We start from the raw sequence: 16917 nt of genomic DNA on the forward strand, positions 1-16917 counted from the left end.
TTATCTTCACTTTTACTAATGTATTAATAACTAGGTTAATATAGCTTAAAATAAACGATTATTGATTTATATCTAATAATAAGCCACCTTTCTGGCAATCTAAATTTAGATCTATTACTATAATGTTAGTCTATAAATGGATTATTAATATAATCTATTTATTTTTTGTTTTGTTGTTAAAAATATCTTTTATATCAATAAGTTATTTTTGATTGCTTGAGGTGTTTTTTATATTTTAATATTTAATTAATTTTTTGTTTTTACTCGGTTTAATTGTTATTACTTTTGCTTTAATAACAAAATAATAAATTGTGACGGGCGTGTTAATTAAAGAGTTTGGTTGTTAAAAAATAAACTAATATTATATTGATGGGGTAGTTAACTTACCTATATTAACAGGGAAAACCGATACTCCGCGGTGCAATGATAATTAACATATTCAGTTATTATCTTTATTTAGCGATAAATAAAACTTTATTTGTGATACTGGAGTAAATATGTGTGAAGAATACATGAATAAACCACTCTATCTGTCAATTGCTGATTGGGTTCAAGAGCAAGAGCGCTGGGTAAGTGCAAAAGAGATTGCGAAAAAATTCGATATTCCTCAATGCAATGCGATTAATATCGTTTCTTACATTCTTTCTGATGTAAAAGAAATTGAATGTGAAACAAAAAGCGTGCCTAATCAGCTTGAAGGCAGAGGTTGCCAATGCCAACGTATGATCAAAGTGAGTCATATCGATCCTCAGCTTTATTCTCGCATAAAAGGACATATTCAAGGCAAAAGCAGTCAAAGTTCACCTGAAAAATTGGCAACGATGATCCCTCATGGATTAAATCATGAGCAAAAATGGCAATGGATGTTGTCGAAATCGCAACGACGCTAATCTGAGAAATTAAGTTTTACTCAAAAAATCGAATAAATTCGACAGGCGTTAATGACGCCTGTCGTCATTTATTACTGACCTTTAGGTTTAACGTTTGTTGTGCCACGTAAACGTGGGCGATTAGGTTCAGGCGCCGTTAAAGGTGTTGTTTCTACCAAGCTTTGGCGACAACGTACCGCTAAATCTTGGTATTCATGGGTGTTCATCCGTTTCCACTCCATATCTTGATCAGTAATATCACGCACATGTTTTGCAGGGCTTCCTATTAACATTTGTCGCGGTTGTCCTTTAAAACCCGCTTTTACAAAGCTCATGGCGGCAACAATGCTTTCCTCACCAATGACGGCACCATCCATAATCACGCTATTCATACCGACTAAACTGTCACGCCCGATAATACAACTGTGAAGGATTGCACCATGCCCAATGTGTCCATTTTCTCTCACAATGGTGTCCATATCGGTATAACCGTGCATGATACAACCGTCTTGAAGGTTTGCGCCTGCTTCAACAATCAAGCGTCCATAGTCTCCCCTTAGTGAAGCTAGAGGGCCGATATAAACGCCAGCACCAATAATCACATCACCAATTAATACAGCAGATGGATGAACATAAGCTGTTGGATGAACCACAGGAACAAGACCTTCAAACGCGTAGATACTCATCAGTTTTCCTCATTGTTGTATTATCGAGATTAACAATAATTACCGTCCTTTCCATTCAGGTGTGCGTTTTTCAGCAAAGGCAAGAGGCCCTTCTGTGGCATCTTCTGAATGTAAAACACTTGGGTAATGTTTTAATACGCCACTGCGCATTAATTTGTAGCCCTCTTCAATAGAAAGCTCGCTGGTGGCACGATAAATCTCTTTTAAAGCTGCTACAGCCAATGGGGCGCTATTAGCGATTTGATCGGCGAGTTCGCGTGCGCTATCCATTAATTCAGCAGAACTGACAACACGGTTTGCAATACCCCAACGAAGTGCTTCATCTGCATTCATACGACGACCTGTCATTAGCATTTCGTTGACGATAGCAGGCGGTAAACGTTTTGGTAAACGCAGGACTCCACCACTATCAGGGACAATGCCCAATTGCGCTTCTGGTAAGGCAAAAGAAGCATTGTCTGAACAAACCATCATGTCAGCGGCGAGCGCTAATTCAAAGCCACCACCAAAAGCATAGCCGTTAACGGCCGCAATGACGGGTTTATTGAGATCAAAAAGCTCGGTTAAACCCGCAAAACCTCCCGCACCAAAGTCTGCATCAGGCGCTTCACCTTCTGCGGCGGCTTTTAAATCCCAACCTGCGGAGAAAAAGCGTTCGCCCGCGCCCGTAATAATGGCAACACGTAAGCTTGGATCATCTCGAAAACGCAGAAAAACTTCACCCATTTCATGGCTGGTTTTTGCATCAATAGCGTTTGCTTTTGGTCTATCTAATACAATTTCAAGTACTGAACCACGCGTTGTTAGGTGTAATGATTGGCTCATGTTGTATTCCTTTTCGTCATCAAAAATAAGCATTTATGATTGAGGTTATTGGGTGATTGTTAAAACCGACCTATGGCTTATTTCAAATGCTTTTTGATCACCTTTCCTGAGCAATTACGCGGCAAACCCTCTTTAAACTCAACCGCGGAGGGAACTTTAAATTTCGCCATATTTTGCTCACAGAAATGGAAGAATTCTTCTTCACTCAAGGTTTCACCTTCAACGAGCACCACAAAAGCTTTAATGGCTTCATCACGAATATCATCAGGTACACCAATAACCGCCACATCTTGAATTTTGGGATGTGAACTAATGATGTTTTCAATCTCAACACAAGAGACGTTTTCGCCTCCACGTTTGATCATGTTGCAACTGCGATCAACGAAATAGAAAAAACCTTCATCGTCTCGGTAACCATAATCACCAGTATGTAACCAACCTTCAGGCTCTAATGCTTTAGCTGTAGCATCAGGTCGGTTGTAATACTCTTTGAATAAGGTTTTCCCTGGTTCGCCTTTTACGCAGATCTCACCCACAACGCCATCAGGCACTTCGTTGTTTTGTTTGTCTCTGATTTGAGCTTGATAGCAAAAACCAGGTCTACCGATTGACGGCCAGCGACGTTTATCGCCAGGTCTATCACCGATTAAACCAACAATAGTTTCTGTCATGCCGTAAGAGGTGAGTAATCGCACGTTAAAGCGTTCAATAAAGGCGTCTTTCTCTTCATCTGCGAGATTGAGATAGAACATCACTTCGCGTAATTTGTGTTGCTTTTCTTCTGATGAAACGGGCTGTGCCATTAAGGTTCTCATCATCATTGGAATGCACTCTGTTACTGTTGCTTGATACTTAAGGATCTGCTTCCAAAAGGCTCTTGCACTGTATTTTTCGAGTAAAACAAAGGTGGCACCCACAGAAAAAGCAGGGAGTGATGCCGTGCATTGGCAATCAATATGAAATGCTGGCATCACGGTAAGATAAATATCGTCTTCCCGTAATGCGTTTTGCCATGATGAGTAATAACCCGCAAAGCGTAAGTTATAGTGCGTGATAACCACACCTTTAGGTTGCGATGTGGTGCCCGATGTGAAAAGAATTTCAGCAGTATCATCCACACTTAATGGGGTGTGATGATTAAGCGTAACAGGATGTTTGGCTTTTTCTTTTAAAAAATCTACAACCCCTTTTTCAGTAGATATCGCATTTTCAGAAATTAAAAACAGCTGCGTTAAAGGGTTTTGTTCATCCTGCAACATAGGTTGGTAAATCGGATAGAAATGATCACGAGTGACCACGTAATGGGCTTGGCAGTGATTGATTATCCATGCGCTCTCTTCATACATAAAGCGCGCATTAATGGGCACCATTACAGCACCAATTTTTGCCAGCCCAAACCAGCAAAAGAAAAATTCAGGGCAGTTATCAAGATGTAAGGCAACATGGTCGCCTTTTTTTATGCCACCAGCATGGAAAAGATTTGCGGTTCTATTGATCTCTTCATTTAATTCACTGTAGCTAAATTGTCTCACGAGTCCTTGTGCGGATTCAAAAATTAGCGCTGTTTTTGTGCCATAAACCTCTGCCAAATCATCCCACATTTGACGTAAGTTTTGTTTGCCAATCACATCCATTAAACTGTTATCCCATACTTTTGCCGTGAATTCAGACACGATTTGAAAGGAGTGCTGTGTCTGAATTTACGGTGTTACTTTACGATTTTAGCCAGCCCTTTATCGACCAGCCCCCTGATTTGTTCGTCGCTATAACCGATGTTTTTCAAGATAGCGTCAGTGTCCATGCCGTGAGATGGCATACCACGCCAGATTTTTCCCGGATTATTTTTGAATTTCGGCATCACATTTGGCCCTTTGCAGGTTTCGCCATTCATGGTTTGCCATTGGGTTATAGACTCACGTGCGACATATTGCGGGTTGTCTTCAAGCTCAGGAATAGTCAGCACTTTAGCGCTGGCAATATTGAGTTCAGACAGGCGTTGCAGCACGTCAGTAATCGGTTGTTTTGCCAACCATTCATCTAACTTATCTTCGAATAATTGACCATGAGGGCAATTAATACGGTGAATAAGTTGAGTGCCTTCTGGAACTTCTGGTGTACCCAGTAGATGAGCAAGGCCGATATCTTTGAAGATCTCTTCAATTTGAGTAATACCCACCACTTCCATCACGATAAAACCATCTTGGCAACGGTAAAGCCCACAGCCTGCGTAGTACGGATCTTTCCCTTTGGTCATACGAGGACAGATTTCGCCACCATTGAAATAATCCATCATGAAGTATTGCCCCATACGCAACATGACTTCATACATGGCGATATCAATACTTTCGCCTTTGCCTGTTTGTTGAACTTTATACAGTGCCGCTAAAGCGGAAGTGGTTGCGGTCATTCCTGAGAAATAATCTGCGGTATAAGGGAAAGCAGGCATTGGCTGATCTTTGTCACCGTTTTGGATCAAGTAGCCACTGAATGCCTGAGCAATAGTGTTATAAGCGGGTAAGTTGGTGTATTGCGGATCGCCATATTGGCCAAAGCCCGATAAATGCGCGATAACTAATTTAGGATTATGCTCCCATAAAACTTCATCGGTAATACCACGACGTGCAAAGGCAGGGCCTTTACTGGCTTCAATAAAGATGTCGGTGGTTTCCATTAATTTTAGGAATGCATCACGACCTTCGTCTTTAAAGATATTTAACGATAGTGCATGTAAATTACGGCGAGAAAGTTGAGGGTAGTGAGGTTGAACGCGAATGGTATCAGCCCATGCAACGTTTTCAATCCAAATCACTTCAGCTCCCCATTCTGCGAACATTTGTCCTGCGAATGGCCCTGCAATTTCAATTCCTGAAAACACAACACGAACCCCTGAAAGTGGGCCGAATTGTGGCATTGGTAAATGTTCTGTCATAGCGTCACCTCGTAAGTGGTCTGAGTGAAAACTCTCTCACCGAGTGATGAGAGAGTTATTCGTGATTAATTAGCGATACTGTTTAAGTACTGAACGTCCTAATGTCAGGATCTGCATTTCATCAGAACCCCCAGACACACGATCAACACGAAGGTCACGCCAGAAACGAGAAATACGGTGCTCGCCAGCAATACCAACACCACCAAGCACTTGCATTGCGCTATCAACCACTTCAAATGCCGCATTTGCGCAGAAGTATTTACACATTGCAGCATCACCAGAAGTGATTAAGTTGTTGTCACTCTTCCATGCAGTTTCATATAACATGTTGCGCATTGAATTGAGTTTGATCGCCATATGAGCGAATTTTTCTTGAATAAGTTGGAAACGACCGATAGCTTCACCAAATTGCACACGTTGGTTGGCATAACGAGCGGCATCTTCAAATGCACACATTGCTGTACCGTAGTTAGTGAGTGCCACTAAGAAACGCTCGTGATCGAACTCTTCTTTAACACGGTTAAAGCCGTTACCTTCGCGGCCAAACATATCTTTTTCTTCAAGCTCAACGTTATCAAACGTGATTTCACAGCAGCTATCCATACGTAAACCCAGTTTTTCCAACTTGTTTACTTTGATACCCGGCTTACTCATATCCACAAACCATTCGGTGAAGATAGGTTTATCAGGTGATGCTGCGTCACGGCTCATCACGACAACATAAGGGGTGTATGCACTACTGGTGATAAAGCATTTGCTACCATTAAGGTAAACTTTGCCATCTTTACGGGTATAAGTCGTTTGTAAGCTACCGACATCTGAACCTGCGCCCGGCTCTGTAATTGCAGAGTTCCACATCTGTTTACCTGTACCGCGGAACGCCATAATTTTATCGATTTGCTCTTGTGTGCCTTCACGCAATACAGTGTTAAAACCACCTGGTAATTGATAAAGCACGTAAGTTGGCGCACCTAAACGACCTAACTCCATCCAAATAGCCGCAACAGTGACAAAACCCGCATTTAATCCACCGTGCTCTTCAGGGATAAGCAGATTGTCGATTTCCATATCCGCTAAGGCTTTGACAAAACGCTCTGGGTATTTACTTTCGCGATCACACTCGGCGAAATAAGCTTCCCAGTTTTCACTGGCCATTAATTCGCGGACACCGTCAACAAACAGTTCCTGCTCATCATTCAATCTAAAATCCATGTTAATAACCTCTTAATGTGTCATTCTTTGCGTATAGCGGATCAGTCTTTCCAATGTACTTTGGCATCTTTAATAAAGGACAAGGTGACCATGATATTGACGAAAAATAGTGGGCATCCTCCAGCAATAATGGCGGTTTGAATTGGTTTTAAACCACCAAGTGCTAATAGAATGATGCCGATAACACCAACCAGCACAGACCAGCCGATGCGTACTAATAAAGGTGGCTCAGAGCCTTCTTTCATTGAGCGGCAAGTGGACATTGCCAGTGTGTAAGAACAGGCGTTAATTAAGGTGACAGTGGCAATAAAGCAGAGGATAAAGAAGCCCCACATTGTCGCTGTGCTTAGTGGTAATGCTGCCCATGTTTCGATAATGGCGCGTGGAACACCGTATTGTTCAATCAGTTGTGGAATGTTGAGAATGTTTTGGTCAATCAGTTGTAAGGTGTTACCACCAAGGATTGTCCAAATTAACCAAGTCCCTGCGGTTAAACCGGAAACCATCCCTAAACACAATTCACGAACAGTACGACCTTTAGAAATACGGGCTAAGAAGATACTCATTTGAATGGCGTAGATAACCCACCAAGCCCAATAGAAAACGGTCCAGCCTTGAGGGAATCCGCCTTTGCCGATAGGGTCTGTATAGAACAGCATCCGAGGCATATACATCATCAATGTACCGACAGAATCGGTGAAGTAATTGACGATAAAGCTCGCACCACCGACGATAAACACCCAACCCAACATTAAGAAGCTCAGGTAAGTACGAATATCACTAGCGATTTTCACCCCTTTTTGCAGACCGAATGCCACGCAAATTGCATTTAATAAGATCCAGCAAGAGATAATAATGGCGTCTAATTGCAAGGTATGAGGAATACCAAATAAGTATTGAATACATTCAGTAACTAACGGTGTTGCTAAACCAAGGCTAGTACCCATTGCCAGAATTAACGCAACGAGATAGAAGTTATCAATGATAGTACCCACAATACCATTAACGTGTTTTTCACCGATTAATGGCGTTAAGGTACTACTTGGGCGGATAACCTCCATTTTGCGAACAAAGAAGAAGTAAGCGAAAGCGACAGATAAGAAGCTATAAGTTGCCCAAGGTAAAGGACCCCAGTGGAACAAACTATAGGCTAGACCAATTTCTTTTGCTTGAGTTGAGTAAGCTTCCATTCCAAAAGGAGGGCTTGAAATGTAGTAGTATATTTCAATCGAACCCCAGAAGAGGACGGCTGCGGATGTACAAGACGCAAACATCATAAAGATCCAGCTTGCGGTACTAAATTCTGGCTTATCTTCCCCAAGACGTTTATTGGCATAACGTCCAAAGACTAACCAAAACCAACCCCCGAACATAATGACCATATACCATTCGAAGGCCCAACCCCAGACATTGGTAACATAGCTGAATACGGCGTTAATCACTTCATTTGAAGCGTCAAGATCACGTACCGTTAACCAACATAAAATACCAACAATGATTAATGGCGGAAAAAAAACCTTCGGTTCTATTCCAGCCTTTTTATTATCTTTGCTCATAGGTAAATTTTCCAAATATATTTAGCGCAGAAGTTTAAGTAGTGTTAATTCCTAATATCTAATAAAGCATTTGAGTTTAATTCTATCTATTTCGTCTATTGAGTTTTCATCATAATAGAAAAATAAAGTGATTGGCTAATCCATAAATCCATTAATGATAAAGAATGATGGATATTATAAGAAATCTATTCTGTTATTCACTTCACACTATTCTTTTTGTCGATTTTATGTTACGTTTTATAACGTTTTATTTTCATTGTAACTTATTGATAGTTATCGCTATCAGCTGGTATGTAATAGGGTTGTTATATTCTGTCTTTCAATATTGTTGATCTCGGTGGCAATATTGAACGTTAAATAACGTTATGCTTATTACCTTCAATATTGTTGATCAAAGTAGCAATATTGAAAGTTATTCACTTCAATTAAAACTAATTTCAATATTGGTGATGTATTTGGCAATATTGAAACCTATCGATTCATTATTTAATAATGTTCAATATTGGTGACCTAGGTTTAATTTTTTAAACACTTAATTGTGTTAATTCTATATTACATTGCCAGAGCAAATGACATTATTTATTAATTTCAGGAGATGTAATGAATATTATTACATGTTACAAGAGTGTTCCCGATGAGCAGGATATTACGGTAAATAGCGCAGACAGTTCGCTGGATTTTTCTCGTGCTAACACCAAAATCAGCCAATATGATTTAAATGCGATTGAAGCCGCTAATCAGCTTAAAACTCAACTTGAGGGCATTCAAATCACGGCAATGAGTGTTGGTGGTAAATCACTGACAAATGCGAAAGCACGCAAAGACGTTCTTTCTCGTGGTGCTGACGATTTAGTGGTTGTAGTTGATGACCAATTTGAAGCCTCTCTGCCTTATCAAACGGCGGTTGCACTGGCTGCGGCTGCGACTAAAAAAGGTTATGACTTAATTCTTTGTGGTGATGGATCTGCGGATCTAAGTTCACAACAAGTTAGCTTGCTGGTGGGTGAAATCCTAAATATTCCAGCAATAAATGGTATTAACAAAATTGTTTCTCTTTCTAATGATTCAATTACGGTTGAGCGTGAATTAGAAAATGAAATCGAAACACTGACAATTCCATTACCTGCTGTTATTGCGGTATCTACCGATATTAACACTCCTCAAATTCCTTCGATGAAAGCCATTCTTGGCGCCGCCAAGAAACCTGTTCAGCAATGGAGTGTTGCCGATCTTGGTCTGGGTGCGATTACTGCACGTTCAGAACAAAAAGTGGCTGCGCCAAAACAGAAAGTTCGTCAACGCATCATTATTGAAGGTGATGGCGATGAGCAGATTGCTGAGTTGGCAGAACATTTACGTAAAATTCTTAAGTAATAGGGGGAGTTATGAGCCAGTTTTCAACTGTTTGGGTATTTAGTGATGCACTTTCCCGTTTACCAGAATTAATGGGTGGCGCTTCTTCATTAGGACAATCTATCAATGTATTTACATTGAATGATGAGCAAAGCGTTGCTGCCTTTAAATTAGGTGCAACAGCCGTTTTCCAATTAGAAGGCAAACCTGACGATCGCATTATTGAAGACTATGCACAAAGCATGGTTGAAACCATCAAACAGAAAGGCGATACAGGTTTAGTGCTACTGCCTAACACGCGCCGTGGCAAATTATTAGCCGCTCGCTTAGGTCATCGCTTAGAGGCGGTTGTGTCTAATGATGCACAATCTTTAAAAGCAGACGGTGATTCTCTTGTGACAAAACATATGGTTTACGGTGGTCTTGCCTTTGGTGATGAAACCCTGAAAACCCCTTACTGTGTTGTAACTGCAAGCGTGGGTGCTTTTGATGTTGCACCCGAAACTGACGCTACAGGTGATGCACAAAAAGTCGCATGGATTGCCCCAGCTCAAACCATCGTTCGCAATTCAGTTCAACCACGCGCAATCAATGCCGTTGATTTAGACAAAGCGCGTTTTGTTGTCAGCGTGGGTCGCGGTATCGGCAGCAAAGAAAATATCGCTATTGCAGAAGAACTCGCTAAAGCCATTGGTGCTGAAATCGCCTGTTCTCGTCCTGTTGCTGAAAATGAGAAGTGGATGGAACACGAGCGTTATGTCGGTATTTCCAATCTGATGCTGAAACCTGAACTCTATTTAGCTGTGGGTATTTCAGGGCAAATTCAACATATGGTCGGCGCTAATGGCGCTCAAATCATTGTTGCTATTAATAAAGACAAAAATGCACCTATCTTCCAATTCGCTGACTACGGTATTGTCGGTGACTTAATGAAGGTTCTACCTGCATTAACTCGTCAATTATCTAACTGATTTATTTAAGCAGGGAAGGGAACTTCTCTGCTGTTTATCGCAAATTCTGGAGATGTTATGTCCGATTCCGAAGATATTTTCGATGCCATTATTGTTGGCGCAGGATTAGCAGGATCTGTGGCGGCTCTTGTTTTAGCAAGAGAAGGCGCACAAGTATTGCTAATAGAAAGAGGTAACTACGCTGGCGGGAAAAATGTAACCGGTGGTCGTATGTATGCACATACCCTTGAGCGCATCATTCCTGAGTTTGCGCAAGAAGCGCCTGTTGAACGCGTGATCACTCATGAAAAATTGTCATTTATGACGCAAACAGGCGCAATGACGATTGATTACCAAAATGCTGAAGGGAATAACCCAAAAACGGCCTCTTGGTCTGTATTACGGGGTGAGTTTGACCAATGGCTAATGGAGCAAGCCGAAAACGCGGGTGCGCAATGTATCACAGGCATTCGTGTTGATAAGTTAGTCGAGCGTGATGGCAAAATTGTTGGCGTTGAAGCCGATGGTGATGTGTTAGAAGCCAAAGCAGTGATCCTTGCTGATGGTGTGAATTCCATCTTGGCTGAACAACTAGGCATGACCAAACGTGTTGCGGCCGAAAATGTCGCGGTAGGCGTAAAAGAGATTATCGAACTCCCTGAAAGTGTGATTAAAGATCGCTTCAACCTAAAAGATAATGAAGGTGCAGCTTGGTTATTTGCGGGTTCGCCTACCGATGGATTAATGGGGGGCGGTTTTTTATATACCAATAAAACCACGCTTTCTTTAGGTCTGGTGTGTGGGCTTCACCATATTAAAGACGCTAAAAAGTCGGTACCACAAATGCTAGAAGATTTTAAACAGCATCCCGTTGTCGCACCGCTGATTGAAGGCGGAAAAATGGTGGAATACGGTGCGCACGTTGTTCCTGAAGCTGGGTTAAGAATGCAACACGAATTAGTACGTGATGGCGTATTGATTGCTGGTGATGCAGCAGGGATGTGTATGAACCTTGGCTTTACTATTCGTGGCATGGATTTAGCGATGGCCTCCGGCGAAGCTGCTGCAAAAACCGTGCTATCGGCAATGGAGAAAAATGATTTTAGCAAACAAACGCTAAATGAATATCTCAAGCATTTAGAAGATGGTCCTTTACGCGATATGAAAGCTTATCAGCGTATGCCTGATTTACTTGATAACCCTCGTATGTTCACCGCTTATCCTGAAATGGTCGTTGGTATTGCCAAAGATCTCTTTACTGTTACGGGTGAAGCGCCAGTACCTATGCGTAAAACCCTAATGCGTCATACCAAAAAGGTCGGCTGGATGAACCTAATCAAAGATGGGATCAAAGGAGCAAAAGCAATATGAGTTCTCCCGTAAATGTCGATGTCAAATTAGGCATCAATAAATTTAATGTCGATGAGGAAAATCCACATATCGTCGTCAAAGAGCAACCCGATATGCAGGTGCTAGAAACCTTAGTTAAAGCCTGCCCTGCGGGTCTTTATAAAAAACAAGAAGATGGCACTATCAGTTTTGATTATGCTGGTTGTTTAGAATGTGGAACTTGTCGAATTCTCGGTTTAGATAGTGCGCTTGAAAAATGGGAATATCCACGCGGTACATTTGGCGTGGAATATCGTTACGGATGACGGCTCGCTACTTTTCTCCCAGTGCTGTCTCCGGCCTGGGAGCTTTTCTTTCTTTGTTTTATTTAGAAAAAATACCAGGACGCAGTCATGCAACCCAGAAACTTTGATGATATTCGTTTTACCTCTGTGCATCGTCGAGTGATGTTATGGGGCAGTGGCGGCCCTTTTCTTGACGGCTATGTATTAGTGATTATCGGTGTGGCATTAGAGCAACTCACACCGTTATTACAACTTGATACACGATGGATTGGTCTGCTTGGTGCAGCGACATTAGCAGGGCTTTTTATTGGCACATCACTCTTTGGTTATATTTGTGACAAAGTGGGTCGCCGTAAAATGTTCCTTGTGGATATTGTGGCTATTGCCATTATTTCTATCGCGACGATGTTTGTTTCAACCCCAGTGGGTTTGTTGGTGATGCGATTCCTTATTGGGATTGTGATTGGTGCTGACTATCCTATCGCAACGTCAATGATCACCGAATTTTCCAATAAAAAACAACGCGCTTTTGCGGTCGGATTTATTGCCGCTATGTGGTATATCGGGGCGACTTGCGCCAATTTGGTCGGTTATCTTTTATATGATATTGAGGATGGTTGGCGTTGGATGCTTGGTAGTGCCTTTATTCCTTGCGTTATTATTTTAATTGGTCGTTTTGATCTCCCTGAATCACCCCTTTGGTTAATACGTAAAGGGCGTATTCAAGAGTGCAATGAAATGATGATCAAGCTCTTTGGTGAGCCTGTGGTTTTTGAAGCGGAAGATGCCAAAACAACACGTTTTATCGAGTTATTTAATAAGCGTCACTTTTCTTTCGTGCTCTTTGTTGCGGTGATTTGGACTTGCCAAGTGATCCCGATGTTTGCCATTTATACCTTTGGGCCTCAAATTGTCGGTTTATTAGGATGGGATGCGGGAAGGAGTGCGGCGCTGGGTAACGTAGTCATTAGTCTATTCTTTATGTTTGGTTGTATTCCTGCCATGTTTTGGTTAAACCAAACAGGGCGACGTCCGTTATTAATTGGTAGTTTTGCCATGATGACGTTGGCATTATTAGTGCTCGGCGTTTTTCCTGATCTACCTATCTTATTTGTTATCTTAGCCTTTGCGACTTACGCGTTCTTTTCTGGTGGCCCCGGAATTTTACAATGGCTCTATCCTAACGAATTGTTTCCGACAGATATTCGGGCATCAGCAGTGGGCATCATTATGTCAATAAGCCGTATTGGTACAGTTATCTCAACGTGTGCTCTTCCTGCCTTTATTGCCACTTATGGCATTAACACCACCATGCTGGTGGGAGCCGCAATTTCACTGTTTGGTATGATAATTTCAGTCTTGTTTGCACCAGAAACTAAAGGATTAACGCTTAATCAGACTTCAACCATGCCGATGAAACGAGGTAAAAAACATATTTAGCTGATTTGCCCAAAATTAAAACCCAATGAATTTCATTATTTTTTCTGATAAAACTAAAAGATATTATTTATTAAGCTTTCTGGAAATATTTTATTAACATGTTATAAAAGTTAATAATTGTTTATTATTTTAATTTAAATTACATCTTTTATTTATTGATAAGATTTATTCATAGCTTAAAATAAGTAGAGTATAGTTTTATTAAAAAGAGAGTGATTTTATTTTCTTTATTTAAATAAAATAGCTCTCTTTTTTATTTTTAATAATAACACATTTATAACGCATCAGTTTCAAATCTATTTCATTCCAATTAATTAATCTTTAATTAGTAAATATATTTAACTCGCTAAATCTAGACGCCAATCACAAATCTCACTCGTACTATTCAAATGACGAAAAACAGTTCGTTATTTACCAAGAATGAATAATTTCCCCTACTCAGAATAAGGTCATTACAGACGTAAACACCAGCAAAGAAGCGGTTGAGTAGGTATTTATGACCTTATTAGAAACGACAGTTAAAGAATGTCTAAACAGTGTAGTGAAGCAATATTCTTCACAAATAGCCTTGATTGAGAATCAAAGTAAAAAAACACTCACTTGGCAACAATTACAACAAGAAGTGGATCAAGTTGCCCGTGGTTTTTTATCTATTGGTTTAAAAAAGGGGGATCGTTTAGGTATTTGGTCTGCTAATAGTGTGGAATGGATAATCTGTTTTCTTGCCGCCGCTCAAATTGGTGTGCCCGTCGTTTGTATTAACTTTCATTTTAAAAAAAGAGAGTTATTAGATTTATGTCGATTAACTGGAATTAAAGCGCTCTGTTTTTCTGATGGTTTTAAAAGCAATCATTTTATTGAGGTTATTAATTGTCTTTCTAAAAAAGCATCCGAAAATAACGATGTATTACCTCAATTATTTATTAGCATGGGAAATGAACATGCAGAAAAAAGTGTCTCTTTATCTCAATTAAAAGAAAAAGCAATACACGTATCCGACGCTGTTTATCAGCATGCTGTTGAACAAGTTAGTGCAAAAGATTTGCTGACTATTCAAATGACCTCTGGCAGTACAGCGATGCCTAAAGGTGTCATGTTAAGCCAATATAATGTCATCAATAACGCCATGTTATCAGCACAGCGCTTAGGTGTGACTCATGACGATGTAATTTGTCTTGCGGTTCCTCTGTTCCACTGCTTTGGACTCTCTTCCTGCCTCTTTTTTGCATTAACAACAGGATGCCAATTAGTTCTGTTAGATAACTACTGTGCTGAAGATGTTTTAAAAGTCGTTCAAGACTATCGTTGCACTATTATGCATGGCGTTCCGACAATTTTTAGTCGCTTAATGAAGCATGAGCAATTTTCTCACTATGATTTATCTAGTCTTGATAAAGGCATTATTGCAGGAGCGAGTTTTCCTCCCGCATTAATCGATGACATCGAAAATATCCTCGGCATGAAAGGCATCACCGTCTCTTATGGTCAAACAGAAGCCTCACCTTGTTGTACCCAAACATTACCTAACGATCCTTTAACAATAAAACGTGGATCTATTGGTAAGCCTTTACCTTTTGTTGAAATGAAAATTATCAATCCGAAAACAGGTAAATCTGTGCCAGTAGGTATTTTAGGTGAAATTTGTACGCGTGGTTTCCATGTGATGATGGGCTATGACAATGCCCCTGATAAAACTAAAGAAGCGTTAGACGAAGAGGGTTGGTTACACACGGGTGATATCGGCTGTATCGATGAACAAGGAAATTATCACTATGCCTATCGCATGAAAGAGATTGTGGTGCGCGGTGGTGAAAATATCAGCCTTTGTGAAATAGAAGAAGCTATTGCTGAATATGCTGGTGTTGATGCGACAAAAGCATTTGGCATTCCGTCTGCTGATTTAGGTGAAGAAGTGATTGCCACCATTTGTGTGCAAAAAGGCCACAGCATTGGTGAAAGTGAATTACGTGAATTTCTACAAGAGCGACTGGCTCGCTACAAAATCCCCAAAGAACTCCATTTCTTTACAGAATTTCCTCATACCCCTTGCGGAAAAATTGATGTGCAAGCGCTGAAATTGCAACTGGGTTATAGCGTTTCAATCAAGGATGAAAAAAACAAAGTAGCGAGTTAAGTGACAACGGATTTATCCACATTCTGACAACAGCAGTATGAAGTCTAAAAATAATTAGGAGAAGAAATGACAAGTCATAAAGCACTGGAAGGCGTCACCGTAGTTGAGTTGGCGACCTTTATCGCGGTACCGGCAGCGGGTCGTATTTTAGCTGATATGGGTGCGAACGTAATCAAAATCGAATCTCCAAGTGGTGATAACTTACGCTATACAGCACCAACAGAAGGCCGTCCATTAGATCAACATGAAAACACCAGTTTTGATTTAGAAAACGCCAATAAACGTGGGATTGTGTTAAATACGAAAACAGAAGCAGGGAAAAAAATCCTGTTTGAACTGTTAGAAAAAGCAGACATTTTCTTAACTAACTGGCGCCCTGGAGCAAGAGAGCGTGCGGGTTTAGATTATGAAACGTTAAAACAGCGCTTTCCAAAATTAGTTTACGCCAGCGTGACGGGGTATGGCGATGAAGGCCCAGATAAAGACTTACCAGGATTTGACTACACAGCATTCTTTGCGCGTGGCGGTATTTTAGGCTCTCTGTACCAAAAAGGCACAGTACCTATGAACGTGATCCCTGGCCTTGGCGATCACCAGTGTGCATTAGGTTTGGTTTCAGGTGTGTTAGCTGCTTATATTCGTGCTCAAAATATCGGTCAAGGCGAGTATGTTTCAACTAACTTGTTGCATACTTCTATTTACACTCAAGCCATCATGATCCAAGCGGCACAATACCCAGATTATGGTCAGCCTTATCCTATCGATCGCCGCAATACCACCAGCCCATTTATTTTGGCTTATAAAACGAAAGATGATCGTTTTATTCAAGTCTGTATGCCTGTTTACGATGCTTATTACCCAACCTTTATTTCCTGTATTGGTCGCCCAGATTTAGCAGAAGACGCCCGTTATACACGTCTACAAGAAGTGGCGAAAAATAATCGTTCCCCAGAATTATATGACCTGATTTGGCAGCAAGTTGAGCAAAAAACAGCGTCAGAGTGGGCAGATATTTTCACCAAAAACGATATCCCATTCAGCATTGCGCAAACTTGGGAAGAAGTGTTGGAAGATAAACAAGCTTGGGCAATCAACACCTTCTACAACATGAAATATAAAAATGGCAGTGAAAAAGCCTTAGTTCGTCCACCGATTGATTTCTTAGAAAGTGGTTTACCTGAATATCGCCGTGGCCCTTTGTTAGGTGAAGACACACCGTCTGTATTAGCTGAATTAGGGTATAGCGCTGAAGAGATAGCAAACCTTGAAGCCAATAAAGACGTGATGACGTGGAAAGAATAATCCACTTACTTTTTTAATTTTCAGGAG

At 40.8% G+C, this 16917-nt stretch carries 14 protein-coding genes; 8 read left to right on the forward strand and 6 right to left on the reverse strand.

Annotated elements, in window-relative coordinates:
* Window positions 1-497: 497 nt before the first annotated feature.
* Window positions 498-890, forward strand: a complete 393-nt coding sequence (caiF, locus tag ACNART_RS16885; RefSeq protein WP_100158920.1) for a carnitine metabolism transcriptional regulator CaiF — start codon at window positions 498-500, stop codon at window positions 888-890.
* Between the two features lie 71 nt (window positions 891-961).
* On the opposite strand, the gene caiE is transcribed toward caiF, so the two are convergent.
* The 6 genes from caiE to caiT form a co-directional block, all read right to left on the reverse strand.
* Window positions 962-1555, reverse strand: coding sequence for a carnitine operon protein CaiE (caiE, locus tag ACNART_RS16890; RefSeq protein ID WP_368927907.1), 594 nt, complete (start codon window positions 1553-1555; stop codon window positions 962-964).
* Between the two features lie 39 nt (window positions 1556-1594).
* Window positions 1595-2380 carry a crotonobetainyl-CoA hydratase gene (gene caiD / locus ACNART_RS16895; protein WP_198620545.1) on the reverse strand — a complete coding sequence of 262 codons (786 nt, stop codon included), beginning with the start codon at window positions 2378-2380 and terminating at the stop codon, window positions 1595-1597.
* 77 nt (window positions 2381-2457) lie between these two features.
* Entirely contained in the window at window positions 2458-4014 is a 1557-nt protein-coding gene (gene caiC / locus ACNART_RS16900) for a crotonobetaine/carnitine-CoA ligase (RefSeq protein WP_198620625.1), read from the reverse strand.
* A gap of 74 nt (window positions 4015-4088) precedes the next feature.
* Window positions 4089-5309, reverse strand: a complete 1221-nt coding sequence (caiB, locus tag ACNART_RS16905; RefSeq protein WP_198620544.1) for an L-carnitine CoA-transferase — start codon at window positions 5307-5309, stop codon at window positions 4089-4091.
* Between the two features lie 69 nt (window positions 5310-5378).
* Window positions 5379-6521, reverse strand: a complete 1143-nt coding sequence (gene caiA / locus ACNART_RS16910) for a crotonobetainyl-CoA dehydrogenase (protein WP_099074590.1) — start codon at window positions 6519-6521, stop codon at window positions 5379-5381.
* Between the two features lie 41 nt (window positions 6522-6562).
* A complete protein-coding gene (gene caiT, locus ACNART_RS16915) occupies window positions 6563-8077 on the reverse strand; it encodes an L-carnitine/gamma-butyrobetaine antiporter (protein WP_088494513.1) in 1515 nt (504 codons plus the stop codon).
* 600 nt (window positions 8078-8677) lie between these two features.
* Between caiT and fixA the strand changes: the two genes are divergently transcribed.
* The 7 genes from fixA (at window position 8678) to ACNART_RS16950 (ending at window position 16890) form a co-directional block, all read left to right on the forward strand.
* Window positions 8678-9451 (forward strand): putative electron transfer flavoprotein FixA, encoded by a 774-nt coding sequence (gene fixA / locus ACNART_RS16920; RefSeq protein ID WP_368927906.1) that lies wholly within the window; start codon window positions 8678-8680, stop codon window positions 9449-9451.
* A gap of 11 nt (window positions 9452-9462) precedes the next feature.
* Window positions 9463-10401 carry an FAD-binding protein gene (locus ACNART_RS16925; RefSeq protein ID WP_368927905.1) on the forward strand — a complete coding sequence of 313 codons (939 nt, stop codon included), beginning with the start codon at window positions 9463-9465 and terminating at the stop codon, window positions 10399-10401.
* Between the two features lie 57 nt (window positions 10402-10458).
* Window positions 10459-11751 carry an FAD-dependent oxidoreductase FixC gene (fixC, locus tag ACNART_RS16930; protein ID WP_198620541.1) on the forward strand — a complete coding sequence of 431 codons (1293 nt, stop codon included), beginning with the start codon at window positions 10459-10461 and terminating at the stop codon, window positions 11749-11751.
* Window positions 11748-12035 carry a ferredoxin-like protein FixX gene (gene fixX / locus ACNART_RS16935; protein ID WP_023582978.1) on the forward strand — a complete coding sequence of 96 codons (288 nt, stop codon included), beginning with the start codon at window positions 11748-11750 and terminating at the stop codon, window positions 12033-12035. The genes fixC and fixX overlap by 4 nt, the downstream gene beginning before the upstream one ends.
* Before the next feature lie 87 nt (window positions 12036-12122).
* The gene (locus ACNART_RS16940; RefSeq protein WP_198626451.1) at window positions 12123-13454 is read left to right on the forward strand and encodes an MFS transporter; all 1332 of its coding nucleotides are present in this window, start codon (window positions 12123-12125) and stop codon (window positions 13452-13454) included.
* A gap of 496 nt (window positions 13455-13950) precedes the next feature.
* Window positions 13951-15588 (forward strand): AMP-binding protein, encoded by a 1638-nt coding sequence (locus ACNART_RS16945; RefSeq protein ID WP_198620539.1) that lies wholly within the window; start codon window positions 13951-13953, stop codon window positions 15586-15588.
* Between the two features lie 66 nt (window positions 15589-15654).
* On the forward strand, window positions 15655-16890 hold the full coding sequence (locus ACNART_RS16950) for a CaiB/BaiF CoA transferase family protein (RefSeq protein WP_098941845.1): 1236 nt from the start codon (window positions 15655-15657) through the stop codon (window positions 16888-16890).
* Window positions 16891-16917: the final 27 nt, after the last annotated feature.

Origin of the sequence: Proteus sp. LHD240705, from assembly GCF_047921555.1 — a bacterium.
Taxonomy (GTDB): Bacteria; Pseudomonadota; Gammaproteobacteria; order Enterobacterales; family Enterobacteriaceae; genus Proteus.

Bases quoted from the DNA above. Each gene is read 5' to 3' on its own strand.
- caiD (WP_198620545.1), bottom strand. From the start codon at position 2,380: ATGAGCCAATCATTACACCTAACAACGCGTGGTTCAGTACTTGAAATT.
- caiB (WP_198620544.1), bottom strand. From the start codon at position 5,309: ATGACAGAACATTTACCAATGCCACAATTCGGCCCACTTTCAGGGGTT.
- ACNART_RS16945 (WP_198620539.1), top strand. From the start codon at position 13,951: ATGACCTTATTAGAAACGACAGTTAAAGAATGTCTAAACAGTGTAGTG.
- ACNART_RS16950 (WP_098941845.1), top strand. From the start codon at position 15,655: ATGACAAGTCATAAAGCACTGGAAGGCGTCACCGTAGTTGAGTTGGCG.
- caiA (WP_099074590.1), bottom strand. From the start codon at position 6,521: ATGGATTTTAGATTGAATGATGAGCAGGAACTGTTTGTTGACGGTGTC.
- caiC (WP_198620625.1), bottom strand. From the start codon at position 4,014: ATGGATGTGATTGGCAAACAAAACTTACGTCAAATGTGGGATGATTTG.
- fixA (WP_368927906.1), top strand. From the start codon at position 8,678: ATGAATATTATTACATGTTACAAGAGTGTTCCCGATGAGCAGGATATT.
- ACNART_RS16940 (WP_198626451.1), top strand. From the start codon at position 12,123: ATGCAACCCAGAAACTTTGATGATATTCGTTTTACCTCTGTGCATCGT.
- fixX (WP_023582978.1), top strand. From the start codon at position 11,748: ATGAGTTCTCCCGTAAATGTCGATGTCAAATTAGGCATCAATAAATTT.
- caiT (WP_088494513.1), bottom strand. From the start codon at position 8,077: ATGAGCAAAGATAATAAAAAGGCTGGAATAGAACCGAAGGTTTTTTTT.
- caiE (WP_368927907.1), bottom strand. From the start codon at position 1,555: ATGAGTATCTACGCGTTTGAAGGTCTTGTTCCTGTGGTTCATCCAACA.
- fixC (WP_198620541.1), top strand. From the start codon at position 10,459: ATGTCCGATTCCGAAGATATTTTCGATGCCATTATTGTTGGCGCAGGA.
- ACNART_RS16925 (WP_368927905.1), top strand. From the start codon at position 9,463: ATGAGCCAGTTTTCAACTGTTTGGGTATTTAGTGATGCACTTTCCCGT.
- caiF (WP_100158920.1), top strand. From the start codon at position 498: ATGTGTGAAGAATACATGAATAAACCACTCTATCTGTCAATTGCTGAT.